Annotated in this window: 20 protein-coding genes, 1 other RNA gene and 1 pseudogene; 9 read left to right on the top strand and 13 right to left on the bottom strand. The window is 58.4% G+C overall.

From position 1 onward, the window contains the following. Window positions 1-7: 7 nt before the first annotated feature. From ACM110_RS18325 to ACM110_RS18295, 7 genes are all read left to right on the top strand, one after another. A complete protein-coding gene (locus ACM110_RS18325) occupies window positions 8-541 on the top strand; it encodes a FixH family protein (protein WP_338585608.1) in 534 nt (177 codons plus the stop codon). Window positions 542-665: 124 nt separating this feature from the next. Further along, on the top strand, window positions 666-3,116 hold the full coding sequence (locus ACM110_RS18320) for a heavy metal translocating P-type ATPase (RefSeq protein ID WP_416128873.1): 2,451 nt from the start codon (window positions 666-668) through the stop codon (window positions 3,114-3,116). A 22-nt stretch (window positions 3,117-3,138) separates the two neighbouring features. Next, complete coding sequence (ccoS, locus tag ACM110_RS18315) at window positions 3,139-3,357, top strand: cbb3-type cytochrome oxidase assembly protein CcoS (protein ID WP_059404569.1); 219 nt, start codon at window positions 3,139-3,141, stop codon at window positions 3,355-3,357. Next, window positions 3,350-4,033 carry a sulfite exporter TauE/SafE family protein gene (locus ACM110_RS18310; RefSeq protein WP_416128872.1) on the top strand — a complete coding sequence of 228 codons (684 nt, stop codon included), beginning with the start codon at window positions 3,350-3,352 and terminating at the stop codon, window positions 4,031-4,033. Before ccoS ends, ACM110_RS18310 begins: the two co-directional genes overlap by 8 nt. Before the next feature lie 195 nt (window positions 4,034-4,228). Further along, complete coding sequence (gene hemN / locus ACM110_RS18305; protein WP_416128970.1) at window positions 4,229-5,611, top strand: oxygen-independent coproporphyrinogen III oxidase; 1,383 nt, start codon at window positions 4,229-4,231, stop codon at window positions 5,609-5,611. A 92-nt stretch (window positions 5,612-5,703) separates the two neighbouring features. Further along, a complete protein-coding gene (gene fnr / locus ACM110_RS18300) occupies window positions 5,704-6,438 on the top strand; it encodes a fumarate/nitrate reduction transcriptional regulator Fnr (protein ID WP_416128871.1) in 735 nt (244 codons plus the stop codon). 80 nt (window positions 6,439-6,518) lie between these two features. After that, the gene (locus tag ACM110_RS18295; RefSeq protein WP_056856991.1) at window positions 6,519-7,067 is read left to right on the top strand and encodes an adenine phosphoribosyltransferase; all 549 of its coding nucleotides are present in this window, start codon (window positions 6,519-6,521) and stop codon (window positions 7,065-7,067) included. An 88-nt stretch (window positions 7,068-7,155) separates the two neighbouring features. On the opposite strand, the gene ACM110_RS18290 is transcribed toward ACM110_RS18295, so the two are convergent. The 5 genes from ACM110_RS18290 to dnaX all read right to left on the bottom strand — a co-directional run bounded on the left by ACM110_RS18290 (window position 7,156) and on the right by dnaX (window position 12,896). Then, the gene (locus tag ACM110_RS18290) at window positions 7,156-8,304 is read right to left on the bottom strand and encodes an acyl-CoA dehydrogenase family protein (protein WP_416128870.1); all 1,149 of its coding nucleotides are present in this window, start codon (window positions 8,302-8,304) and stop codon (window positions 7,156-7,158) included. Between the two features lie 141 nt (window positions 8,305-8,445). Next, a complete protein-coding gene (recR, locus tag ACM110_RS18285; RefSeq protein WP_416128869.1) occupies window positions 8,446-9,048 on the bottom strand; it encodes a recombination mediator RecR in 603 nt (200 codons plus the stop codon). A gap of 62 nt (window positions 9,049-9,110) precedes the next feature. Then, window positions 9,111-10,148, bottom strand: coding sequence for an NADP-dependent oxidoreductase (locus ACM110_RS18280; RefSeq protein ID WP_416128868.1), 1,038 nt, complete (start codon window positions 10,146-10,148; stop codon window positions 9,111-9,113). A 267-nt stretch (window positions 10,149-10,415) separates the two neighbouring features. Beyond that, complete coding sequence (locus ACM110_RS18275) at window positions 10,416-10,754, bottom strand: YbaB/EbfC family nucleoid-associated protein (RefSeq protein ID WP_416128867.1); 339 nt, start codon at window positions 10,752-10,754, stop codon at window positions 10,416-10,418. A 66-nt stretch (window positions 10,755-10,820) separates the two neighbouring features. Next, complete coding sequence (dnaX, locus tag ACM110_RS18270; protein ID WP_416128866.1) at window positions 10,821-12,896, bottom strand: DNA polymerase III subunit gamma/tau; 2,076 nt, start codon at window positions 12,894-12,896, stop codon at window positions 10,821-10,823. A gap of 134 nt (window positions 12,897-13,030) precedes the next feature. Between dnaX and ACM110_RS18265 the strand changes: the two genes are divergently transcribed. Beyond that, window positions 13,031-13,771, top strand: coding sequence for a substrate-binding periplasmic protein (locus ACM110_RS18265; protein WP_416128865.1), 741 nt, complete (start codon window positions 13,031-13,033; stop codon window positions 13,769-13,771). On the opposite strand, the gene ACM110_RS18260 is transcribed toward ACM110_RS18265, so the two are convergent. Then, on the bottom strand, window positions 13,768-15,459 hold the full coding sequence (locus tag ACM110_RS18260; RefSeq protein ID WP_416128864.1) for a putative bifunctional diguanylate cyclase/phosphodiesterase: 1,692 nt from the start codon (window positions 15,457-15,459) through the stop codon (window positions 13,768-13,770). The two genes, ACM110_RS18265 and ACM110_RS18260, sit on opposite strands and share 4 nt — an antisense overlap. Before the next feature lie 643 nt (window positions 15,460-16,102). Between ACM110_RS18260 and ACM110_RS18255 the strand changes: the two are divergent. Beyond that, window positions 16,103-16,360, top strand: a pseudogene (locus tag ACM110_RS18255) (integrase); the annotation flags it as partial. Window positions 16,361-16,621: 261 nt separating this feature from the next. Here the strand turns inward: ACM110_RS18255 and ACM110_RS18250 are convergent. The 7 genes from ACM110_RS18250 to zipA all read right to left on the bottom strand — a co-directional run bounded on the left by ACM110_RS18250 (window position 16,622) and on the right by zipA (window position 25,094). Further along, on the bottom strand, window positions 16,622-18,292 hold the full coding sequence (locus ACM110_RS18250; RefSeq protein ID WP_416128863.1) for a protein kinase family protein: 1,671 nt from the start codon (window positions 18,290-18,292) through the stop codon (window positions 16,622-16,624). Between the two features lie 9 nt (window positions 18,293-18,301). Next, window positions 18,302-19,015, bottom strand: a complete 714-nt coding sequence (locus ACM110_RS18245) for a hypothetical protein (RefSeq protein ID WP_416128862.1) — start codon at window positions 19,013-19,015, stop codon at window positions 18,302-18,304. A gap of 5 nt (window positions 19,016-19,020) precedes the next feature. Further along, window positions 19,021-19,854: a VWA domain-containing protein gene (locus ACM110_RS18240; protein ID WP_416128861.1), complete on the bottom strand. Its 834-nt coding sequence runs from the start codon at window positions 19,852-19,854 to the stop codon at window positions 19,021-19,023. A gap of 327 nt (window positions 19,855-20,181) precedes the next feature. Beyond that, window positions 20,182-20,278: signal recognition particle sRNA small type (gene ffs / locus ACM110_RS18235), an RNA gene on the bottom strand. 110 nt (window positions 20,279-20,388) lie between these two features. Next, on the bottom strand, window positions 20,389-21,555 hold the full coding sequence (locus ACM110_RS18230) for a putative zinc-binding metallopeptidase (RefSeq protein ID WP_416128860.1): 1,167 nt from the start codon (window positions 21,553-21,555) through the stop codon (window positions 20,389-20,391). Window positions 21,556-21,715: 160 nt separating this feature from the next. Beyond that, window positions 21,716-24,073 carry an NAD-dependent DNA ligase LigA gene (gene ligA / locus ACM110_RS18225; RefSeq protein ID WP_416128859.1) on the bottom strand — a complete coding sequence of 786 codons (2,358 nt, stop codon included), beginning with the start codon at window positions 24,071-24,073 and terminating at the stop codon, window positions 21,716-21,718. 169 nt (window positions 24,074-24,242) lie between these two features. Further along, complete coding sequence (gene zipA / locus ACM110_RS18220) at window positions 24,243-25,094, bottom strand: cell division protein ZipA (protein WP_416128858.1); 852 nt, start codon at window positions 25,092-25,094, stop codon at window positions 24,243-24,245. Window positions 25,095-25,139 lie beyond the last annotated feature (45 nt).

The following is a 25,139-nucleotide window of genomic DNA, read 5'->3' as shown; positions in this document are numbered from 1 at the left end:
AGTGATCATGCCCGCAGCAACTGCCGCAAGTCCCTGGTACAAGCACCTTTGGCCGTGGATCATCATCGGGATCCTGGCCTGCTCGGTGACCCTGACCTTGTCGATGGTGACCATCGCGGTAAACAACCCGGACAACCTGGTCAACGATAACTACTACGAGGCCGGCAAAGGCATCAACCGCTCCCTCGACCGTGAACTGCTGGCGCAAACCCTGCTGATGCGCGCCAGCATTCATCTGGATGACGTGACCGGCGAAGTCGACCTGCGCCTGAGCGGCAACAGCCAGCCGAAAAGCCTGGAACTGAACCTGATCTCGCCGACCCAACCGGAGAAGGACCGCAAGATCGTCCTGACCCGCAGCGAAACCGAACAGGGTCGTTACATCGGTCAGTTGAGCGACAAGATCGAAGGCCGCCGTTTTGTCGAATTGCTGGGTACCCAGGACGACCATATCTGGCGCATGTTCGAAGAAGAACTGGTCAACCATGACAAGGATCTGCTGCTCGGTGATGAACCTCTGCAAGGCGCTGAACACCAGTAGGAGCTGCCGAAGGCTGCGATCTTTTGATCTTGCTTTTGCAGCGCTCCCAAAAAGATCGCAGCCTCGTTTCACTCGTCAGCTCCTGCAGCGATGAGGCCCTTCCAGACGATATAGACTGCACTTCATGACAACCCCACTCCCCTGCTACCACTGCGCCCTGCCGGTCCCGCCCGGCAGTCGCTTCACCGCCGTCGTGTTCGGGGAGTCCCGCGAGTTCTGCTGCCCGGGCTGCCAGGCCGTGGCCGAAGCCATCGTTGCAGGCGGGCTGGAAAGCTATTACCAGCACCGCAGTGAAGCGTCGGCCAACCCAGAAGCATTGCCGGTGCAACTGGTCGATGAACTGGCGCTGTATGATCGCGCCGACGTGCAACAGCCCTTCGTCCGCCACGAAGGCGATCTGGCCGAAACCACGCTGTTGATGGAAGGCATCAGTTGTGCCGCCTGCGGCTGGCTGATCGAGAAACACCTGCGCACCTTGCCGGCCGTGGCCGAAGCCCGGCTGAACCTGTCCAACCATCGCCTGCACGTGCGCTGGGCCGACGCACAATTGCCGTTGAGCAAAGTGCTCAGCGAACTGCGCCACATCGGTTACGCCGCGCATCCGTATCAGGCCGACCGCGCCAGCGAACAACTGGCCAGCGAAAACCGTCTGGCCCTGCGCCAACTCGGCGTGGCCGGGCTGCTGTGGTTCCAGGCGATGATGGCGACTATGGCGACATGGCCGGAATTCAATATCGACCTCAGCCCCGAGTTGCACACCATCCTGCGTTGGGTCGCGCTGTTCCTCACCACCCCGATCGTGTTCTACAGCTGCGCACCGTTCTTCAAAGGCGCGATGCGTGACCTGCGCACTCGTCACCTGACCATGGACGTTTCGGTGTCGCTGGCCATCGGCAGTGCCTACATCGCCGGGATCTGGACTTCGATCACCGGGGTCGGCGAACTGTATTTCGATGCGGTCGGCATGTTCGCACTATTCCTGTTGGCCGGACGTTATCTGGAGCGCCGCGCCCGCGAACGCACGGCCGCCGCCACCGCACAACTGGTCAATCTGCTGCCCGCCTCGTGTTTGCGCCTGAGCGCTGACGGCCAGAGCGAGCGGATCCTGCTGAGCGAGCTGCGCGTCGGTGATCAGGTGCTGGTGCATCCGGGCGCAATCCTTCCGGCTGACGGCAAGATCCTCGACGGCCAATCGAGCATCGACGAATCGCTGCTGACCGGCGAATACCTGCCACAAGCACGCACCCCAGGCGATGCCGTCACGGCGGGCACGCTGAATGTCGAAGGCGCCTTGACCGTCGAAGTGCAGGCGCTCGGCCAGGACACCCGCCTCTCCGCCATCGTCCGCCTGCTGGACCGTGCCCAAGCGGAAAAACCGCGACTGGCGGAAATCGCCGACCGCGCCGCGCAATGGTTCCTGTTGCTGTCGCTGATCGCGGCTGCCGCCATCGGCCTGTTGTGGTGGGAGCTGGATTCTTCGCGGGCCTTCTGGATTGTGCTGGCAATGCTCGTCGCGACCTGCCCGTGCGCCTTGTCCCTGGCGACGCCGACCGCCCTCACCGCTGCCACCGGCACCCTGCACAAACTCGGTTTGCTGCTGACTCGCGGCCATGTGCTGGAGGGCCTGAACCAGATCGACACGGTGATTTTCGACAAGACCGGCACCCTCACCGAAGGGCGTCTGGCGTTGCGCTCGATCCGCCCGCTCGGCGCATTGGGTAGCGATGAATGCCTGAGCCTCGCCGCCGCGCTGGAAAACCGTTCCGAACACCCGATCGCCCGCGCATTCGGCCGTGCGCCGCTGGCCGCTGAAGAAGTGCACAGCACGCCGGGTCTTGGCCTGGAAGGCGTAGTCGGCGAACAACGCTTGCGCATCGGTAACCCGGTATTTGTCTGCGAACTCAGCCGCGCGGCGGTGCCATCGATGCCGGACGAAGCCGGGCAATGGCTGCTGCTCGGTGATCCTCAGGGACCATTGGCGTGGTTCGTCCTCGATGATCGCTTGCGTGCCGACGCGCCTGCCCTGCTGGCAGCGTGCAAGGCTCGCGGCTGGCGCACGCTGCTGCTGTCCGGCGACAGTTCGCCGATGGTTGCCAGTGTTGCCGCCGAACTCGGCATTGATGAAGCCCGGGGCGGCCTGCGTCCGGACGACAAACTGCAAGTCCTGCAACAGTTGCACAAGGAAGGACGCAAGGTGTTGATGCTCGGCGACGGGGTCAACGATGTGCCGGTGCTCGCCGCTGCCGACATCAGCGTCGCCATGGGTTCGGCCACCGATCTGGCGAAAACCAGCGCCGACGCCGTGCTGCTGTCCAATCGACTCGACGCGCTGGTACAAGCCTTCAGCCTGGCCCGACGCACTCGTCGGGTGATCATTGAGAATCTGCTGTGGGCCGCGCTGTACAATGGCCTCATGTTGCCGTTCGCCGCCCTCGGCTGGATCACGCCGGTGTGGGCCGCGGTCGGCATGTCCATCAGTTCGTTGACCGTGGTGTTGAACGCCCTGCGCCTGACTCGCCTGCCGAGCGTGCCCGCTGCCAACGCCACGCCAGAAACCCGCCCGCTGCCGGCCTGAGCCGCGCGGGCATGGAGTCCAGATGCCAGCTCTCTACGTGATGATCCCGGCCGCGCTGCTGATCGTGGCCATCGCCATCTACATCTTCTTCTGGGCGGTTGACAGCGGTCAGTACGACGACCTCGACGGCCCGGCCCACAGCATCCTGTTCGACGACCAGGACCCGAACCACACCGCAGCGGTCGACGAGGCCAGCGGCCATCCGGCCAAACCCGACGACAAGGCCCCGCCCCATGCTTGAATTGGCGCCACTGTTGGTGTCTGCGGCGATTCTCGGTCTGCTCGGTGGCGGCCATTGCCTGGGCATGTGCGGCGGCCTGATGGGCGCGCTGACCCTGGCGATTCCCAAGGAACAACGCAGCCGACGTTTTCGTTTGCTGCTGGCCTATAACCTCGGGCGAATCCTCAGCTATGCCACCGCCGGCCTGCTGATCGGCCTGGCCGGTTGGGCGGTGGCCAACAGTCCGGCGGCGATGTTCATGCGCGTACTCGCCGGACTGTTGCTGATCGCGATGGGCCTGTACCTGGCCGGCTGGTGGAGCGGCCTGACGCGCATCGAAAGCCTCGGTCGCGGCCTGTGGCGGCATATTCAGCCGATGGCCAACAAGCTGCTGCCGGTCTCGAGCCTGCCTCGCGCACTGTTGCTGGGCGCGCTCTGGGGCTGGCTGCCGTGCGGTCTGGTTTACAGCACGCTGCTGTGGTCGGCCAGTCAGGGCAATGCGCTGAACAGCGCATTGCTGATGCTGGCGTTCGGCCTCGGCACCTGGCCGGTTTTGCTCGCCACCGGTCTGGCGGCTGAACGGGTGACCGCGTTGTTGCGCAAACGCAGCGTGCGCATGGCCGGTGGGTTGCTGGTGATTCTATTTGGCATCTGGACCTTGCCGGGGCCGCATCAGCATTGGCTGATGGGGCATTGAAGCCAAGATCAAAAGATCGCAGCCTTCGGCAGCTCCTACAGGAGTACGCATTCGAATGTAGGAGCTGCCGAAGGCTCGGGCCGCGATCGGACGATCTTTTGATCTTCCTACCGATTGATGCAAATCAAGATGCCAAATTACTCCCACCCCTAGACTGGCCGACACTGCCAGTCTATCCGGGGGAATGCCCGCATGATGCTCGACGCCATTCGTTGGGACACCGACCTGATCCGCCGTTACGACCTGGCGGGACCGCGCTACACCTCCTATCCGACCGCCGTGCAATTCCATGGCGAGGTCGGCACCTTCGATCTGTTTCATGCCCTGCGCGACAGCCGCAAGGCGCAGCGCCCGCTGTCGCTGTACGTGCACGTACCGTTCTGCGCGAACATTTGCTACTACTGCGCCTGCAACAAGGTCATCACCAAGGATCGTGGCCGGGCCCTGCCCTACTTGCAGCGCCTGGAGCAGGAAATCCAGCTGATCGCCTGCCACCTCGACCCCGCGCAAAAAGTCGAACAACTGCACTTCGGCGGCGGCACGCCGACCTTTCTCAGCCATGACGAACTGCGCCAGTTGATGGCGCACCTGCGCAGACACTTCAACCTGCTCGACGATGACTCCGGTGACTATGGCATCGAAATCGACCCCCGCGAGGCAGACTGGTCGACCATGGGCCTGCTGCGAGAACTGGGTTTCAATCGGGTCAGTATCGGCCTGCAAGACCTCGACCCGGCCGTGCAGCGTGCGGTCAATCGCCTGCAAAGCCTGGAACAAACTCGTGCGGTGATCGATGCCGCTCGGACCCTGCAATTTCGCTCGATCAATATCGATCTGATCTACGGCTTGCCAAAACAAACGCCGGAGAACTTCGCCCGCACCGTCGAGGAAGTCATCAACCTGCAACCAGACCGGCTCTCGGTGTTCAACTACGCGCATCTGCCGGAACGCTTCATGCCGCAACGGCGGATCAACAGCAACGAGCTGCCGACGCCGGCGCAGAAACTGGAAATGCTCCAGCGCACCATCGAACAACTGACCGCTGCCGGTTACCGCTACATCGGCATGGACCACTTTGCCCTGCCCGACGATGAACTGGCGATTGCCCAGGAAGAGTCGACCCTGCAACGCAATTTCCAGGGCTACACCACCCACGGCCATTGCGATCTGATCGGGCTCGGCGTTTCAGCGATCAGCCAGATCGGTGACTTGTACTGCCAGAACAGCAGCGACCTGAATCAATACCAGAACGCGCTGGCCTCTTCGCAACTGGCCACCAGCCGCGGCCTGCTGTGCAACACCGATGACCGCGTGCGCCGTGCGGTGATTCAACAAATGATCTGCAACTTCAGCCTGGAGTTCGCTGTGATCGAACAGGCCTTCAACATCGATTTTCAAGGCTATTTCGGCGAACTTTGGCCGCAGTTGCAGCGCATGGCCAAGGACGGCCTGATTGAGCTGGATCGCGACAAAATCATCGTGTTGCCTGCCGGACGTTTGCTGGTGCGCTCGGTGTGCATGGTGTTCGATGCGTATCTGGAACAACACACCCGCCAACGCTTTTCCCGGGTGATCTAGGGCCTGCGACAAAAGCGCCGTGTACTGGCCTCAATGTCCTCCGCTGGGTTACCCTTACGTCTTATGTGTGTTTTCCCACAAGGATTGAAGAAATGTCCGAGCCAGTAAAATTGCGCTCTCATAACCAGGCCCATTGCAAGGATTGCAGCCTGGCCCCGCTGTGTTTGCCACTTTCGCTGAATCTGGAAGACATGGACGCGCTGGACGAGATCGTCAAACGTGGCCGCCCATTGAAAAAGGGTGAGTTTCTGTTCCGCCAGGGCGACACGTTCGACTCGGTTTACGCGGTCCGCTCCGGCGCGCTCAAGACCTTCAACCTGAGCGATGCCGGTGAAGAACAGCTCACCGGTTTCCACCTGCCGAGCGAACTGGTCGGGCTGTCGGGCATGGACACCGAAAAGCACCCGGTGTCGGCACAAGCGCTGGAAACCACCTCGGTGTGTGAAATTCCGTTCGAGCGCCTCGACGAACTGGCCCTGCAATTGCCGCAGTTGCGCCGTCAATTGATGCGCGTCATGAGCCGCGAGATCCGCGACGATCAACAGATGATGTTGCTGCTGTCGAAGAAAACCGCCGACGAGCGCATCGCGACTTTCCTGGTCAACCTGTCCGCGCGTTTCCGCGCCCGGGGTTTCTCGGCCAACCAGTTCCGCCTGAGTATGTCGCGCAACGAAATCGGCAACTACCTGGGCCTGGCGGTGGAAACCGTGTCGCGGGTGTTCACGCGCTTCCAGCAGAACGAACTGATCGCCGCCGAAGGCAAGGAAATCCGCATCCTTGACCCGATCCAGCTCTGCGCCCTGGCCGGTGGTTCCCTGGAAAGCTGAAACAAGCTGTTGCGGCTGAGCGAAACGGTTCAGCCGCCGTTATAATGCGTCGTTTGCAGCCCTGCCAGGACACCACGACGATGGTCTTCGATTCCTTCGACATCAAATCCCTCATCCGCCCCGTGATCGACTTTCCCAAGCCGGGCGTGATCTTTCGCGACATCACCCCGCTGTTCCAGTCGCCCACCGCCCTGCGCCTGGTGATGGACAGCTTTGCCCACCGTTACGTCGAGGCCGATTTCACCCACATCGGCGCGATGGATGCCCGTGGCTTCCTGATCGGTTCAGTACTGGCTTATCAGCTGAACAAGCCGCTGGTGTTGTTCCGCAAGCAAGGCAAACTGCCGGCCGATGTCCTCGCTGAAGGTTATGCGACCGAATACGGCGAAGCCTTCCTCGAAGTGCACGCCGACAGCCTGTGCGAAGGTGATTCGGTGGTGATGTTCGATGACCTGATCGCCACGGGTGGCACGCTGATCGCGGCGGCGAACCTGATTCGTCGTATGGGTGCAAGGGTTCATGAAGCGGCGGCGATCATCGACCTGCCGGAGCTGGGTGGTTCGCAGCGTCTGCAAGACATGGGCATTCCGACGTTCTGCCTGACGCAGTTTGCGTTGACCGATAAGTAACAAACATCAAAAGATCGCAGCCTTCGGCAGCTCCTACAGGAGCACGCATTCCAATGTAGGAGCTGCCGAAGGCTGCGATCTTTTGCTTCTAAAGCCCCATCTGCTTGCTGATGATTTCATTCATCACTTCCCGCGTCCCCCCGCCGATCGACAGAATCCGGTTATCCCGATACAGCCGCTCCACCAGGCTTTCGCGCATATAACCCAAACCGCCCAATATCTGCACTGCGTCGTTAACGATCCGATCCGCCGTGTCCGTGGCGAAATTCTTGGCCATGGATATCTCCTTGATAACACTCTGTCCTGCGGCCATTTTCGCCGCCTGGCGGTAGGTGAACTCCCGGGAAACCTCAAGTTGCGTGGCCATCTCGGCGAGTCGGTGCTTGATCACCTGAAACTTGCCGATCGGTTTGCCGAAAGCTTCACGTGCCCGCGCCCATTTCAGGCTTTCCTCCAGTGCCAGTTGCGCGGTCATGTTGGCCATCAGGGCCAATGCCAAACGCTCGCTCTGGAAGTTACCCATGATGCAGGCGAAGCCCATGTTCTCGCCGCCAATCAAATTTCCTACAGGCACCCGGCAATCGTCGAAGAACAGTTCGGCGGTGTCCGACGCCCACCAGCCCATTTTCTTCAGCTGCCGCCCCACGGTGAAGCCGGGCATACCCTTCTCGATCAACAACAGGCTGACGCCGGCGAAACCCGGCTCGCCGGTGCGCACCGCAACGGTGTAGTAATCCGCACGGACGCCGCTGGTGATAAAGGTTTTACTGCCGCTGACCCGGTAAAAATCGCCGTCACGTACTGCGCGGGTTTGCAGGTTGGCGACGTCGGAACCGCCGCCGGGTTCGGTGATGGCCAGGGCGCTGATTTTCTCGCCGGACAGCACCTGCGGCACTACTCGATCACGGACTTCACGCCTGGCCCACTTGAGAATCGGCGGCAAGCCGATATCCAGCGACCCTAGCCCCGCCACGAGGCCTCCGGAGCCACAACGCATCAACTCTTCACTGGCGGCGACCTTGGCGAACAAGTCGCCTTCGTGACTGCCACCGAGCGCTTCGGGATAGCCGATGCCAAGAATCCCAGCTGCGCCGGCCTTCAGATAGAGCTCACGGGGAAAGCTTTCGGCTTCTTCCCACTGGTCGATGTCCGGAAGTATCTCGCGCTCGACGAAACGTCTGACGCTGTCACGGACCAATTGGTGGCTGGGATCGAAGTATTCCTGAAAGGCAGGCATCGGCGAACTCCACTGAAGGGTTCAGCGAAGTTAACCGAGCGCTTGCTTGGTTTACAAGATTAAAAGATCGCAGCCTTCGGCAACTCCTACAGGGATTGATGCTTTTCTGTAGGAGCTGCCGAAGGCTGCGATCTTTTGCCGTTACAACGAAATCGGCTTACGCCCCGCAAACGAATGCGCCAAAGTCCCGCCATCCACCAACTCCAACTCCCCGCCCAACGGCACGCCATGAGCGATGCGCGAAGCGATCAAGCCTTTGCTGCTGAGCAGCTGGGCGATGTAATGCGCCGTCGCTTCGCCTTCCACGGTCGGGTTGGTGGCGAGGATGACTTCCGCGAACGTACCCGCCTCCTCGATCCGCGCCATCAACTGAGGAATACCGATGGCCTCTGGCCCCAGTCCATCGAGCGGTGACAAATGTCCCTTGAGCACAAAGTAACGACCACGGAACCCGGTCTGCTCCACGGCATAGACATCCATAGGGCCTTCCACCACGCACAACAAGGTGTCGTCGCGGCGGTTATCGGCGCATTGCGGGCAGAGGTCATCTTCGGTCAGCGTGCGGCACAAACGGCAGTGGCCGACCCCTTCCATGGCCTGGCTCAGGGCCAGCGCCAGTCGCGAGCCGCCGCTGCGATCACGTTCGAGCAACTGCAACGCCATGCGCTGGGCGGTTTTCTGACCCACGCCTGGCAAAACTCGCAGGGCATCGATCAGTTGGCGAATCAAAGGGCTGAAGCTCATGGGGAAAAAGTCCGACAAAACAACGAGACGCGGTTTATACCCGCGCCTCTGTTTAGCGTCAATTATTCAGCTGACGCGACCCGCACCACCAGTTTGCCGAAGTTGCGTCCTTCCAGCAGACCGATGAATGCTTGCGGCGCGTTCTCCAGGCCATCGACCACGTCTTCGCGGAATTTCACCTTGCCATCGCGCACCCACGGGGCCATGGCGCTGGCGAATTCCGGCTGACGGTCACCGTAGTCGTCGAACACGATGAAGCCTTGAATCCGCACACGTTTGGTCAGCAGCGTGCGCTGCAGTTGTGGCAGGCGATCCAGGCCGCTCGGCGCTTCGCTGGCGTTGTAGGAAGCAATCAGGCCACACAACGGAATCCGCGCCTTGGGATTGAGCAGCGGCACCACCGCGTCGAACACCTTGCCGCCGACGTTTTCGTAATAGATGTCGATGCCCTTTGGGCACGCCTGTGCGAGCTCATCGGAGAAGCTCGAACTCTTGTGATCGATGCAGGCATCGAAGCCGAGTTCTTCAACCACATAACGACACTTGTCCGCGCCGCCCGCCACGCCGACCACGCGTAAGCCCTTGATCTTCGCCACTTGCCCGACCACCGAACCTACCGCACCGGATGCCGCCGCGACCACCAGGGTTTCACCGGACTTCGGCTGACCGATGTCCATCAACCCCATGTAGGCGGTCATGCCCGGCATACCGAGTACGCCCAAGGCCATCGACGGGCTCGGCAACCCGGACGGGACCGGCATGATGCTGCGACCGTCGTTGATGCTGTGGCTTTGCCACCCCGTGGCGCCCACCACCAGATCGCCTTCCTGAAACTTGGGATTGAGCGAGCGCTCGACGCGACTGACAGCGCCACCGGTCATTACATCGCCGATTTCTACCGGAGCGGCGTAGGACGGTGCGTCGCTCATGCGTCCGCGCATGTAGGGGTCCAGCGACAGGTAAAGCGTCTTGAGCAACACTTGACCATCAGTCAGGTCGGGCAATGCGACCCGCTCCAGGCGGAAATTCTCCGGTGTCGGCGCGCCCACCGGGCGTGAAACCAGGACGATACGTTGGTTGAGGGTCATGGGGTCGGACATGGCAGCGTCTCCTTTGATCAATGGGGTTGGTGATATAGGGAGCAGACCTTTGTGGCGGTATGGCGTTCGATGTTTATTCAGTCGGACCGGGGCGACTTCATCGCGGGCAAGCCCGCTCCCACAGGTTCTGCGAGCGCCGCGAATCCTGTGGGAGCGGGCTTGCCCGCGATGGCGGCATGTCAGCCACACATATCTGTCGGCCAGAAACAAAAATGCCAGGCGCAATGCCTGGCATTTTTTGTAGCTCATCTGTCGCCCAAAGGCGAATCAGAACGGCAGTTTCATGCCCGGTGGCAGTTGCATGCCGGCAGTCATGCTGCCCATCTTGTCCTGGCTGTTGGCTTCGATCTTGCGCACGGCGTCGTTGACGGCGGCGGCAACGACGGCTTCGAGCATTTCCTTGTCGTCTTCGCTCAGGCCTTCGACCAGGCTCGGGTCGATGGTCACGCTCTTGACGTCATGACGACCGGTCATTACTACGGTGACCATGTCGCCACCCGCGCGACCGGTGACTTCGGCATTGGCCAGTTCTTCCTGCATCTTGGCCATTTTTTCCTGCATCTGCTGCGCCTGCTTCATCAGGCCGGCCATGCCACCTTTCATCATGGGAATCACCTCAAAAGTACTTGGATTAAACGGCGCCCGGCCCTTCCGGCCGGACGCCTTCAGTTATTAGCCCTGACTGACCAGGGCTTCGACAGGTTCAATAGTATCGTTACGGATCACCGCACCGAACTGCTGCATCATTTGCTGGATGAACGGATCACCGTGGATCGACTCCTCGGCCTCGCGCTGACGGTCGGCACGCCGGCGGGACGCCGCCTGGGCCGGGGTTTCCTGCTCGGGCTTGATCAGCTCCATGGTCAGGGTCAGCGTCCGTCCGTGATACTGGTTCAACGCATCGTTGAGACGACGCTGCTGCGTCGCGTTGAACAAGGCGCTGTGGGCCGGGTCCAGGTGCAACAGCCAATTGTCGCCATCCACGGCGATCAATGTGCAGTTGGCGGCGATGCTACCGGTCATGCCGGAGATCGGCAGCTTCGGGAACAGCTCCAGCCATTGCAGGGCCAGACCGGTGGCCGGCGCAGCGGCAGGCTCGGGTTCAGGCTCAGGCGCTGGTTCGGCGGTATGCTCGCTGGCCAGTTCATCGAGGTAGCTGTAGGCCGAATCCATGTCCGGCTCGATGTAGTCTTCGTCCAGCGGCGGCTCGTCGTCCAGGTCCATACCCGGCGTGGCAGCATCGACTTCGGCCACGGACGGTTCCGGGATCGGCGCGGCGGCCCACTCCGGCGCGTCCGGCACCACGCTGTCAGGCGTCGGCAACGGCATCGGTGACAACTCGGGTTGTTCGCTGGTGGTTTCCAGCACCGGCTCCACCGCAGGCTGCTGAACAGGCGCAGGCTCGACCGGATCATTCCATGGCAGGTCGACCACTTCTTCGACCACGACCGCTTCGACCACCGGCTCGGGCACAACCACCGGTGCTACCGGTTCAGGCGCGGACACAGGCTCGGGAGCCACAACAGGCGCAACAGGCGTCGGTGCAACTGCCGCAGCGACCACCGGCGCAACGACCGGCGTGGCAGCCACTGATTTGGCGGAATCAACCGTGGCCTGGCTGATCCCCACTGGCTTTAGCGGTTGCCTCGGGGCATCCGCCGTGTCGGCGGGCCGGAACGCGAGCATCCGCAGCAGCACCATTTCAAATCCGCCACGGGGGTCCGGCGCCAGCGGCAAGTCGCGGCGGCCGATCAGGCCCATCTGGTAGTAGAACTGCACGTCTTCGGCCGGCAATGCCTGGGCCAGTGCCAGCACCCGGTCACGGTCGCCGTGGCCGTTGTCGACACCTTCCGGCAAGGCCTGGGCGATGGCGACACGGTGCAGCACGTTGAGAATTTCCGAGAGCACGCCGCTCCAGTCCGGGCCTTGCTCGGCCAGATGACGGACAGCTTCGAGCAACGCCTTGGCGTCGCCTTCGATCAATGCATGCAGGACGTCATAGACCTGCCCGTGATCGAGTGTGCCGAGCATCGCCCGCACATCGGCAGCCATGACCTTGCCTTCACCGAAGGCAATCGCCTGATCGGTCAGGCTCATGGCATCACGCATCGAACCATCGGCGGCGCGGCCCAGCAGCCACAGTGCATCGTCTTCGAACGGCACGTTCTCGACGCCCAACACGTGGGTCAAATGCTCGACCACACGCTCCGGCGTCATGTTCTTCAGGGAGAACTGCAAGCACCGCGAGAGAATCGTTGCAGGAAGTTTCTGCGGATCAGTGGTGGCCAGGATGAACTTGACGTAGGGTGGCGGCTCTTCAAGGGTTTTCAGCAGCGCATTGAAGGAATGGCTGGAGAGCATGTGCACTTCGTCGATCAGGTAGACCTTGAAGCGCCCGCGGCTCGGGGCGTATTGCACGTTGTCGAGCAGCTCGCGGGTGTCTTCGACCTTGGTGCGGCTGGCGGCGTCGATCTCGATCAGGTCGACGAAGCGGCCCTCATCGATCTCACGGCACACCGAGCACTCGCCGCAAGGCGAAGAAGTGATACCCGTTTCACAGTTCAGGCATTTGGCGATAATTCGCGCGATGGTGGTCTTGCCGACCCCGCGCGTACCGGTGAACAGGTAGGCGTGGTGCAGCCGTTGGCTGTCCAAGGCATTGATCAGAGCCTTGAGCACATGGGTCTGGCCGACCATTTCGCGGAACGAGCGCGGACGCCATTTACGTGCAAGAACCTGATAACTCATCGAAAACCATCGCAACGGTAGAAGCAGAAGCGGCTAATGCTAGCGGAGCAAGGCCAAAATTGCATCCGGCGCGCTCGTCTAATCTGGCTAAGCTGCATTTCGGGGGCTTTTTGTTTCAAAGAAGCGGAGCGTTTATGCGGCTGGCCTTGGGGGCACTGCTGTTGATCAGCCTGAACGGCGCCGCCGCTGAAGCGCCGTTGCGCTTCGTGGTGCCCGACAGTTGGGCGATGCCGATGGTGCAGTTTGAACATGGCCGGCCAACCCAGGGCATTCTGTATGACGTGATGCTCAGCCTCGCGACGCAGGTCGGCGTACCTGCGCAGTTTCACGTGCTGCCACGGGGCCGAGTGCAAAGCGCCATGGAACACGGCGAGGTCGATGTTCGCTGTTATGCCGCGCAATCATGGTTGCCGAATCAGTCCGGCGATTACATCTGGAGTATCCCGCTCTGGACCCAGCCCGACTTGCTGGTCAGCCGCCCCGCGCCCCAAACCTCAGTGGTTCCGGCAAGCCTGCCCCGACAGTCCGTCGGTACCGTGCTCGGCTACAGCTACCCGACGTTGCAACCGCTGTTCGACGCCAATCAACTGCTGCGCGACGACGCCCGCAATCAGGAACAGGTGCTGGAAAAACTTCACGCGGGGCGCAATCGCTATGCGGTCAGCAACCAATGGTCACTGGACTGGTTTAACCAGCGCCTGATGCCGGAACACCAATTGCTGAGCGTTGCGGTGCTGCAGGAGCAAAGCGTTGGATGCTATGTGCGCAACGACCCAAAAGTGCCGGTGCAACGGATATTGCGTACGTTGGTGCGCATGAAAATGTCCGGGGAAATCGATGACATCATTCGGTTGTACATCGGCGGCAAACCTTAACCCGCGGCCTGCCATTGTGGCGGTGTGACAAACCCCGCCACCCAACCCGGTACATCTGTGGACGGCATCGGTCGAGCGATGAAATACCCTTGGGCCACATCGCAGCCCAGGCGCAGCAATAACTCGCCGTGCTCCACACTTTCCAGTCCCTCGGCAATCACCTGACGACCAAAAGCCCGGGCCAGGCCAATGATCGCGGTGGTCAGGGCCAGGTCGTCACCGTCATGCAGAATGTCGCGTACAAAGGTTTTATCGATCTTGATGGTTTGCGTGCGCAGACGCTTGAGATAGCTCAGTGACGAGTAACCCGTGCCGAAATCCCCCAAGGAAAACTGCACGCCCAGCGCCTGACAGGCCTGCAAGCAGTCGCTGACGTGCTGGATATTCTCGATGGCGACCGACTCGACGATTTCCAGATCAAGCCGCTGCGGTGCGACCCCGGCATGCCGCGCCAATACGTTTTTGAGCCGGTCGACAAAGTCCGCCCGCTGAAAATGCCGCGCCGCGATGTTGACGCTCACCGGCCAGTCATGCCCGGCTTGCCGCCATTGATCCAGCTGCGCCAGCACCTGATCCATCACCCATTCACCGATATCGATGATCAAGTCGGTTTCTTCGACCAGCGGCAAAAAATCCCGCGCCGGGACGATGCCGTTTTGCGGATGTTCCCACCGCAGCAACGCCTCGAAACCGACGACTTCACCACGACGCATGTCGACCTTGGGCTGGAAATGCAGGCGCAATTCGCCACATGCCAAGGCCCGACGCACCTGCTCGACGGTCTGGTGCGTGGCCTTGACCTCCCGATCCCGGGAGACATCGAACAGATGAAAACGCTTGCGGCCGCTCTGCTTGGCCACGTACATCGCCTGATCGGCGTGGCGCAACAGGGTTTCGGCATCTTCGTTGTCGTGGGGAAACAGCGTGACGCCGATACTGGCGAACACATGGATGTCCTTGCCATTGAGCAAGTATGGCGCCGAGATTGCCCCGAGCACCCGATTCAGCGCCGCGCGCAATTCCGGCAGGTCGCGAACATAACGCAGCACCAGCACGAACTCGTCACCGGCCAGCCGCGCCACCACATCCTCGCCGCGCACGATACCGCGCAATCGTTTGGCAACTTCGACCAGCAGAAGATCACCGCTGGCATGCCCATAACCATCGTTGACGGCCTTGAAACCGTCGAGGTCGAGCATGCACACCGCCAGCGGGATGTCCTCCAGGCGCGAGAACTCCAGCGCCTGATCCAGCAAATCCGAGAGAAACGCACGATTAGGCAGCCCGGTCAGCACGTCATGCCCCACTCGCCATTGCAGAGAATGCAGCAGTTGACGCTTTTCGCTGATATCGAAGCGAATGGACAAGTAACGCTCCACTCGTCCGGAGGTTTCATCGAGGATCGGCACCATAGTGCTTTCGACCCAATACAGGCTGCCATCTTTGGCGCGATTGCAGATTTCGCCCTTCCAGACATTGCCCAAGGCGATGCTGCGCCACATCCCGGCGAAAAACTCGGCGGAGTGCATGCCGGAATTGAGCAATCGATGATTTTGCCCGAGCAGTTCCTCACGGCTGTAGCCGGAAACTGCACAGAATTGGTCGTTGACGTGGGTAATCCGGCCGGTCAGATCGGTCTCGGAAAAAATGGCGGCGGCATCCACGGCCCTGCGGTACTTCTCATCCATGAGTCAGACTCGCTGTCGCTAACATTGGCGGCGGTGAAGCAGCAATATACCGCTGACAATTCGCGGGATATCACGGCTGCCCAACGACTCACGTAACCCTGTGAGCGGACGCCATGCTGGCTCTATTGTATTGATCGAACGTCTGGAAACAGGCGATCAAATGCCCGTTTCCGGCGGCGATTCTACGAGATGCCTGACAATTTGCAAGGCAAGGTGAGCGATCATGTCGCGAGCTGATGCAAAAATGCATCAATAAACAATTGATTCAAATGGTTAGCGGCAGGCTGCTTTTTTTCCGCCAAACAAATCGGACACGACAAAAAACCGCTATGGACAAGATCCATGGCAGCACAAGAAAAAGTATTGGATTCAGATAACGCGAGAGAAGACTCGCGGTGCGTTATGGAGGCAACCCCACCAGCCACACCCCGGCACACAATGTTCCCGCTGTGGCTGCTGCCTTCCGGCTCTGACCAGGTGGCATGCAAGCATGCTCGGCAATCGTTGCGGGCCTTACGGGGCAAGGGTTTCAGGCTCTTTTGGTTGCAATATCTTTACCGTGCAAACTCCCTGCACGGGCAGTAAAAACTCGGGCTGTAGCCAGCACTGTCACACTTTGCTGTAACACTTTGGTGTCACACCCATGGCTTACATGATCAAGCGCGGGGCGCTCTATTACCTCAATCTCAAGCTACCCAAGCATCTCTTCCCGAGGTGTCACACTTTACGTTTGAGCCTGAACATCCGGCAGCGGCAGAGGACCCTATTCCTCGCCGCTTCACTCGCCCAGCAAGTCCACAGCCACTTGAACGCCCACCCCATGGCCGACCTTCAGACGCTGCGTAGGCTTTGTTCGGAGTGGCGAGATGCTACTCCAACGCAGCCAATCCAGACTGCTCCAAGCGAGAAGCAGCGTTAGCCTGAGGGTGACTCCTGCCCCGATACTCCTGAGTAAGTTATGCGGGGCAACACGTCCTAACTTATTTTAGAAAAGCTTCGGGATTCGTTTTTCCACCTCACACTTGGCTAAGCACCTCGGGCAAGACGAACTGATTATTTTTCCGACTAAAAAACAACACAAGTATCGAAATGTGCTGGCTTTCTAGCGACGGGAGTTTTTTCTCTTAGCAAGGGGTATGAAGGATAAGAATGGGACAATTAGCTACCGCCTGAAGATTGCGATCAAAACCCAAAGCCCGACAATCCAAACCCACCAAGGAATTCCACCAGACTTCGCCTTCTTGTTTGAAGCACTGCCTTGTGGCACTGATTGTCGTGGAGTCACATTAGGGGGATTAACGACCGTTCGATTCACCACACTCTGAGGCGGCGATTGTTTGGCCTGCGAATTCTGAATTTTTTGCAAAATAGCTGCATTAGTCGAATGAGACGGCTGGCTACTCGAGACTGAAGTGACAGGAGGTATAGCAGGCGATAGACCGGGATTCTGTACCCGGAGGCGCTCGATTATCTCCTGATTTTTGCCAAGTCCAGCAACGTTTGAACTGTTGGCCGCAAGCCTAAATCTTGCTTCTTCAGATGAAATATGCCTTATCTGATTTTGGCTGGAAATATCTATTGCGATATGACTGTAGCGATATTTTTTACTCGCATATACTGGTTCAACCAGCCCTACAACGCTAATCCAGCTCCCTACCAAAGAAGAGGATGGAGCGTTTTTCATTTTAGCCAGTGCAGAAGGCCAAATACTCAGCTTCACAATGCTGCCCTGCCATGGACCAAAGTTTACAAAAATGTAAGAGCGGCCTCCTTTCTTAGTCGTTCCATGCTTGACTTCAACAACCTTCCCAACGAGCTCCACCATGTTCCCAATATTTTTTACAAAAACATGGTAGTCAGCCGCGCTTAATACTGGATACTGCGACGAATAAGAAGCAGGTTCCACGGACCTACTTTTAATCTCAAACTGCCGATGTGGAATCCCCTTCCCCGCCAAGAAATCTGCAAGGGTGGGAACTTGATCAAAACCGCTTAGACAAATAGAAGCAAATGATTTTGCATCATTCGAACTTACAGGATCAGAAATTAACTTCCTGAATATTTTAGAGGAAGCAGGATCAGAAAAATCAGAAGCCCTAAAGACGAAAGAGTCCCAGTCAGACTGACTTTCATCCCATAAATTGGGGTTTCTTTCCAAAGCCTTTAAGGCAACCACTAAACTTATGAATGAAAAACGATCCAGCGACGCATTAAAATTTGCGCCTGTACGACTAGGATGTTGGAAATTTCTATGACCAATCTCAGCCGCACCCAATTGTTTAATTTCAGGAACGAACATCCCATCGTAGTCAATCAACTGTATCAACTTACCGCCTTGGCTAACCATTAGATTACCCGGCTGCAAATCTCCATGTGCGATCAACTGTGATTCTAAATAAGACGAAAGCTTAACTATACTTTCACGGAGTGCCGCCAAAGCTGAGCCATTACGGAAGTTATCCGAGACAAATTCACCCAAGGTGTCTCCGGCAGCCCAAGCCATTTTGACTATTGGAAACTTAGCCCCCTGAACCTGCACCCCTTGCGGCTGAAACTCGAAAGGCAAAAAATAATTCGAGGATAAGGCTTTCAGCTTGGAGCTTACCGCCTTATAACGCATCTCCAAATCAGGAGACTTCTTATGAAAGCATCGAACAGCATATTTTCCAGCTCCTACTGAGATGGTGTATGTCAGAGCAAAACCACCGCACATGACCTTTGGAAGCCCAAGCCCACTTGTGGCGATACTTCCATTCTTCAGGTCACCATCCAGCAACGCCACTCTGGGATGCTGCAATGCTTCTTGATACTGTTCGAGACTTGGATAAGTCATTTCTGTACCTTAGAATCTCAAACGGACCAAAGTAGTATCATCTATGTTCATTAGTTTATCCTTCCGGGACTCCAATACAAATTCGTTGAATTCCAAAACTGAATCGATAGAAAGTAACAGGCGCCACTCTTCTCGCCCCTCAGCTATGGCTTTGTAGCACCAATGGCCGATTGCATCCGTCATCAAAAGTACAGCCGTCTGAGAGTTTACCGGTGAAACCAAAACATGCTTAGTATTAAAGAAAGGATCACTCAGAAACCCATTTAGTTCATTTCGAGTGCTCAGCAACTCCGGACGCTCGTTAAACTGCTCAGGATCATCAAGCGGAAATCGCCTAGTGACCTCATTATTCTCACAAATAATTACTACAGAGTCCCCAACCGCGACAAACTCCACTTCGGAACGTTCCTTGTTGTACTCACATGACAACAAAGTCGCAAAATTGCCTCGCTCAAAAGCCATATACTTTGACCAAGACAATGTTGAAGGATCATAAATAGTGGCATATTCTTTGACGGCTTGAGAAATGGATTCTGGAGAAACGCCCAAGCCAGCGCACGACATACTACAAAGTATCGCTGCCCAAGACTTACTATCAAATGACTCAGAAGCCCCATCACTAAGGCTAGCCACCCTTCCATCAAGACTAAAAAGGTAGCTATCCTCATTCAGATACTCAGCGTCGCTATCTTTTGCGACAGATGCAGCGAAGTCTACGAACATTAAACTCACCGAAGTTGCGAGGCACGAGTTCCAATATCGAAAAACTCAACAATTTCGGCAGCATCCGCATTAAACACAAATCCACGAGATTCGGAATTTACAGAATACCCCTTCTCTTGCGCAAACTTAACTAAATGCTCTGGAAGGTTACTCGACATACTAAAAAGAAGCTTAGCATAGGGGTCAGGCAATCCATTTTCGGAAGCCGGAAACTTGACAGGGCTTGAGTCATTAGCACTAACGTGGATATTTAAAAGCAGTACTTGCCCGTCATTAGTACCTATTTGCCTAAGCATAGTAGCGAGTTCTTCAGGATTACCATCCGTTGACTCACCATCCGTGACATGCAAAACAGTTGGTGGATAGCTGTTCGGATGCTGATCGCACCACGCTACCAAAGCTTCAGCAGCACTGGTTAACGCTGCACGCATCGGGGTGCCCCCGTTACTCACCGGCTGAAACCATACTGGGAACTTAACGGTCTGCTCTACCAAGCCACCAGCTCCATCTGGAACCTTCTTGGTACGATCTTCAATCAGTAGAGGGTTGGACTCAATTGCGGAGATCGGATGAAGAATTTGGCCACCCAATGCTCCAGAAAAACCATTCGAGACGCCAGTATGCCCATAACCAAGGACACCGATGTCAAAGTAATCACGCACACCTTCTGATTTAGTACAGCGAGTAACGAGATTCATTAGAGTCCGGTTCAGGACATCAGCAACAAACTGAGCCTTCGTTCTCTCCCCTGCCATTTTGTCCCCCATGGAACCGGATTGATCCACAAGAAACAAAAAGGCTGTAGGGTCACTACGTTGAATCGAGGCGGTGTATGTCATCGCTTTCTCCTTCCTTGATATTCAGACTGACGCCAGCTGCAGGTCGAAACCAGAGCACTATGCCACTATCTTGAGACATCCAGCGACAGGGCACAAGCCATAGAAAGGATTACCATCCCTCAGGCAGATGAAAGCATGACATGCGTAGCCGTAGCAGTTAGGCCAACGTTGACCACGATTGCAATCAGACTCGGAGCTTGGAGCGAGGGATTTTGGCAGGTAAAATCAAAGCACAGTGCACCACTTAGGCGTACCTAAACGCTGTCACACTTCGAGTTTTTAACTGAAAAAGCCTTGAGAGTTCAAGGACTTAGAGATAGGAGGCAACCCCACCAGCCACACCCCGGCACACAATGTTCCCGCTGTGGCTGCTGCCTTCCGGCTCTGACCAGGTTCACGGGTAATCGTTGCGGGGGGACCGATGGGGTCACCATAACGACGCTCACCTGACGGCGAGCCGCGCCATTGTACCTGTCTGAGACGAAGTTACAACCGTTCAGACCGATTAAAAATATGAAGGCGTTCAAGCACTTGCTATTGCGCCTGAAGCACCTCATCCGCCCTGCCGCCCTCGCGCTGGATGACCAGGTGAATAAAGTGCAGCTTGGCGATCACCGCCGGCGGCAACACAAAGGGATAAAAATCCGGTTGCCCCATGCTGCGTGACAACTCATTGAGCATGCCGGCCAATTCGATCCAGGCGTTGACGAACGACAGAAACGCCGCACCACCGGGATGCCGAGAATCGTAGAGGGTTTCCAATGGAAACGGCTGGTAGTCGAAATCCATTTCCCGGGCACTCATGCCAAACCCGAGCGCGGTGTCCACCGCGTCCATCATGTGCAGGTAGTGCGCCCAGGTTTCGGCCCAGTCTTCCCACGGGTGCATGGTGGCGTAGGCGCTGACGTACTGTTGCTGCCAATCAAGCGGTGCGCCCTGTTGATAATGCCGATCAAGGGCCTCGGCGTAACTGGCGCGCTCGTCGCCGAACAGACCGCGAAACGCGTCCAGCCAATCACTGTTGGCGATCAAGCGATCCCAGTAATAGTGCCCGACTTCGTGACGGAAATGCCCGAGCAACGTGCGATAGGGTTCATGCATTTGCACGCGCACCTGTTCGCGGTGCGCGTCGTCGGCTTCTTTGATATCGAGCGTGATCAAGCCGTTGGCATGGCCGGTGGTGGGCGGTTTGCCTTCGAGGTCGACGCCGATGAAATCGAAGGCCAGGCCAGCGTCTTCGTCGACGGTTTTGGGGATCACCTGTAAACCCAGGCTGACCAGTTGCGCAACCAGGCGCCGCTTGGCGGTTTCCACCTTGCGCCAGCGCTCATGATTTTCCCCTATCGATAGATCGGGGATGGTGCGATTCAGGCTACAGGCAATGCACAAGACGTCACGATCATTGGCGGGCAGCAACCAGTTACAGGCCGCCGGGGAATCAAGATTGGCGCAGCGGCGAAACAGGCCCGCCTCTGGATCGACATCAAGTAACCAGGTGCCTGCCTGCACACCCGGTTGCAGCGAGGTCAGGCGGCTCTGCTCCGGCTGATAGCCCAATGCCGCCGAACAGGCCAGGCACTGACTGTTGCGAAAGAATAGCGACTGCCCGCAACGACAGGGCCAGACCTTGCTGTTGCGCGAACTTTCGCCCATGAAGGGCGCGGCGATGCGCGAGCTGAGCTGTTCGAAGAAACGGTACATGGCGATCTCTCCCTGGGGCTTGCCAAGACTAGATCATTCTCCGATGAAGATCGTTCCCGTGATTCAAACGGCCAAAATCAAAAGATCGCTGCCTTCGGCAGCTCCTACAGAGAAACGCGCTCTCCTGTAGGAGCTGCCGAAGGCTGCGATCTTTTTTGCGTCAAACCGAAATGTCGTGCTCCTTTAGAAACACCAAAAACGCCTCTTCATCCAACACCTTCAACCCCAACTCATTGGCCTTGGTCAACTTCGACCCAGCTCCCGGCCCCGCCACCACGCAATGGGTCTTGGCCGACACAGAGCCCGCAACTTTGGCGCCGAGGCTCTCAAGTTTTTCCTTGGCCACATCGCGACTCATCAGCTCCAGCGAACCGGTGAGCACCCAGGTCTGTCCAGCCAGCGGCAAACCTTCGACGACTTTCTTCTCGCTCTGCCAGTGCATGCCGAAATCGGCGAGTTGCTTTTCTGCAGCTTCGGCGAGCACGCGATTTTCCTCGACCGCAAAAAACTCACGAACCGAATTGGCCTGCTTCTCTGGCAGCGCCTGACGCATGTCCAGCCAGTCAGCGCTGATGACCCCTTGCAGCGAACCGAACTTCTCAGCCAGTTTCTGCGCCCCGCCCGGCCCGACCGAAGGGATGTGCAGCTTGTCGAGGAAACCGCCCAACGTCGTGCTCGCGGCAAACTCGGCACCCAAGTCGCCCTGATCCTGAATCTGCAAACCATGCTTGAGCAGATCGGCGATCACTTTCTGATTATGCGCATCTTCAAAGAAGCTGTGAATCTCGTGAGCCACTTCCAGGCCGACATCCGGCAAGTACGTCAGTACTTGCGGCAATGCTTGCTGTACCCGCTCGAGCGAACCCAGCGACCGCGCCAGCACCTTGGCCGTCTCTTCGCCGACATCGGGAATCCCCAGCGCGTAGATGAATCGCGCCAGCCCAGGCTTCTTGCTGTCTTCGATGGCGCTGAGCAGCTTATTGCTCGACACCTCGGCAAAACCTTCCAGATCGACGATGTCGTCGAACTTGAGTGCATAGAGATCGGCCGGCGAACTCACCAGTCCTTCATCCACCAACTGCTCGACACTCTTGTCGCCCAAACCTTCGATGTCCATCGCACGGCGCGACACGAAGTGAATGATCGCCTGCTTCAGTTGCGCACCGCAGGCCAGACGCCCGACGCAGCGGTAGACCGCGCCTTCGCTGACCGTCTCGCGGCCCTTGCTGCGCTTGACCAGTTGCGTGCGCTCGACGTGGGAGCCACAAACCGGGCACTGCTCCGGGATCTGCACGGGACGTGCATCTTCCGGACGACGCTCCAGAACCACTTGCACCACTTGCGGAATCACGTCGCCGGCACGGCGAATGATCACCGTGTCGCCGATCATCAGCCCCAAACGCGCGACTTCATCCATGTTGTGCAGCGTGGCATTGGCCACGGTGACACCGGCAACCTTCACCGGTTTCAGGCGCGCTACAGGCGTGACCGCACCGGTGCGGCCGACCTGGAATTCCACGTCGAGCAGCTCGGTAAGTTCTTCCATGGCCGGGAATTTATGGGCGATGGCCCAGCGCGGCTCGCGGGCACGGAAACCCAGCTCTCGCTGTGAGGCGATGCTGTTGACCTTGAACACCACGCCGTCGATTTCGTACGGGAGCGCATTGCGGCGTTCGCCGATGTCACGGTAGTAATCCAGGCACTCATCGATACCCTTGGCCAGTTTCAACTCATGGCTGATCGGCATGCCCCAGGCCTTGAGCTGTTGCAAGTTGCCGATGTGCGTATTGGCAATGTCCGCCGAAATCTGGCCGATGCCGTAGCAGCAAAACTCCAGCGGCCGGTTGGCGGTGATCTTCGAGTCCAGTTGCCGCAAGCTGCCCGCCGCTGCGTTGCGCGGATTGGCGAAGGTCTTGCCGCCGACTTCCAGTTGCGTGGCGTTGAGCCGCTCGAAACCGGCCTTGGACATGAACACTTCACCGCGCACTTCCAGCGTCGCCGGCCAACCCGTGCCGTGCAACTTGAGCGGGATGTTGCGCACGGTGCGCACGTTGACGCTGATGTCTTCACCGGTGGTGCCATCGCCGCGCGTGGCGCCGCGCACCAGCACGCCATCCTGATACAACAAGCTGACCGCCAGGCCATCGAGCTTCGGCTCGCAGCTGTACTCCACCGCCGCGCCACCACCGAACAGATCGCCGACCGGCAGATCCAGGCCCTCGGTCACCCGGCGATCGAACTCGCGCATGTCGGTTTCTTCGAAGGCGTTGCCGAGGCTGAGCATCGGCACTTCGTGACGCACCTGGGTGAACGCCGACAACGCCGCGCTGCCCACTCGCTGGGTCGGGGAATCGCTGGTGATCAGTTCGGGATTGGCGGCTTCAAGCGCCTTGAGCTCGTGGAACAACCGATCGTACTCGGCGTCGGGAATGCTCGGCTCGTCCAGCACGTGATAGCGATAGTTGTGCTGATCCAGCTCGGCGCGCAGCTCTAGAATGCGGTTTTTGGCGGCAGTCATGGGTGTTCTCTCATAAAGCAAAAGAGCAGCCGAGGCTGCTCCTGTTTCACATTTCATCGAAGTCAAAAGATCGCAGCCTCGTTGCACTCGACAGCTCCTACACAGCTCCTACACAGCTCGCGATTACTGTAGGAGCTGTCGAGTGCAACGAGGCTGCGATCGTTTGATCTTAGCGCTTCTGGGTCAGTGCACGACGCTCGAACTCAACGATGCGCTGACGGTAATGCTCGATCGTTTGGGCGGTCAGTACGCTGCGCTGGTCGTCCTTCAGTTCGCCGTTCAGCTCTTGCGACAGTTTGCGCGCTGCGGCAACCATCACGTCGAAGGCTTGCTTCGGATGACGCGGACCTGGCAGACCGAGGAAGAAGCTCACGGCCGGCGTGCTGAAGTGGTCGATGTCGTCCAGATCGAAAACACCCGGCTTGACCGCGTTGGCCATGGAGAACAGGACTTCGCCGTTACCCGCCATGCTTTCGTGACGGTGGAAAATGTCCATCTCGCCAAAACGCAGACCGCTTTCCAGAATGTTCTGCAACAACGCCGGGCCTTTGAAGCCGGCCGCGTCGCGGCAGATCACGCTGATCACCAGCACTTCTTCGGCCTGTGGCTGATCCTTGTCGTTGACCGCTGGCGAAGGCTTGGCATCTTCGTCGAAATCGCCGTCGCGGCTGCTGAAGCTCGGGCCACCGTCCAGATCCAGGCTGAGGTTCATGTCGCCTTGGGAAGGTTCGCCATGGCCACGTTTGCCGCGCTTGCCCGACTCACGAGGCTCGCGTGCCGGCATGCTAACAGACGGCAGATCATGCTCGTCCAGTTGCGGCTCTTTATGCGTATCCAGCACGCGAGGCGGGCCCAACAGCTCGGCGCTGGTATCCTCGTCCGGCAGGTTGGACAGACTTCGATCAAGACGGAATTTCAGTTTTCCCTTGCCGCCGCGCATCCGGCGCCAGCCATCAAAAAGAATACCGGCAATGACAATAATGCCGATGACGATCAGCCACTCGCGCAGACCGATTTCCATGTAATCCCGTGCCTCTATAAAAAATGCTGAAAAATAAGGGGTTTA

The sequence above is a fragment of the Pseudomonas sp. NFX98 genome (assembly GCF_047784845.1).
Lineage (GTDB): Bacteria > Pseudomonadota > Gammaproteobacteria > Pseudomonadales > Pseudomonadaceae > Aquipseudomonas.
This window is presented reverse-complemented; position numbering and strand designations above follow the sequence as displayed.